This is a genomic window from Kamptonema sp. PCC 6506 (assembly GCF_000180455.1).
Lineage (GTDB): Bacteria > Cyanobacteriota > Cyanobacteriia > Cyanobacteriales > Microcoleaceae > Kamptonema > Kamptonema formosum.
This window is the reverse complement of sequence record NZ_CACA01000068.1, coordinates 1-636: the sequence shown is the minus strand read 5'-3', so window position 1 is coordinate 636 and position 636 is coordinate 1. Positions and strand designations below refer to the sequence as shown.

The following is a 636-nucleotide window of genomic DNA, read 5'->3' as shown; positions in this document are numbered from 1 at the left end:
CTAGTTTTATTTTATAACAGAATGGCTGATACCAAATCCGGCTTTACTACCCCCTTTATTGTCATTGCGAACGTAGTGAAGTAATCTCAAAGCCTTGATTTAAAGTCAAGAGTGCGTAAGTTTTGTAAAAATAATCCATTGACCTTCAACAATCGCGATCGCGCCTCCGGGAAAGGGAGCGGTTTGGGATCTATTAGGTGCAGAAATTAATTCTCGAATTTTTTCAATGTGAACAAAACTCGGAGAAACAGGCAATATTTCCTGTAATAATTGCCTTAAAACCCTTCTTTGTAAAGCCAAATGAACTCCATTCAAAATATGGCGATTAATTCGATATTTTCCATCTAAACTATTGCTAAAAGATGCTTGTAAGCACAATTCACTAGCCGCAATTGCTAGATAGTCTGTATCGGCCCGAAGGAGTTCTGCGGTTTGCGCTAGAGCTTGTTCAGCTTGGGGATTGAAGTGAGTTTGCAAGTATGGCAACAATTCAGCGCGGATACGATTACGAGCATACTTTAAGTCGTGGTTAGTAGAATCTTCCCAAATTTCTAGGTTTTGCTCTTGACAAAATGCACCTGTTTGGGTACGAGTGATTTCGAGCATGGGACGCACTAATAAGGGAGCGGGGGGGAG

General features: G+C 41.0%; 1 protein-coding gene. It reads right to left on the bottom strand.

The window, feature by feature from the left end:
- Nucleotides 1-105: 105 nt before the first annotated feature.
- Nucleotides 106-636 (bottom strand): ATP-binding protein (locus OSCI_RS03345; protein ID WP_039961692.1); only part of this gene is annotated, 531 nt, incomplete at its 5' end.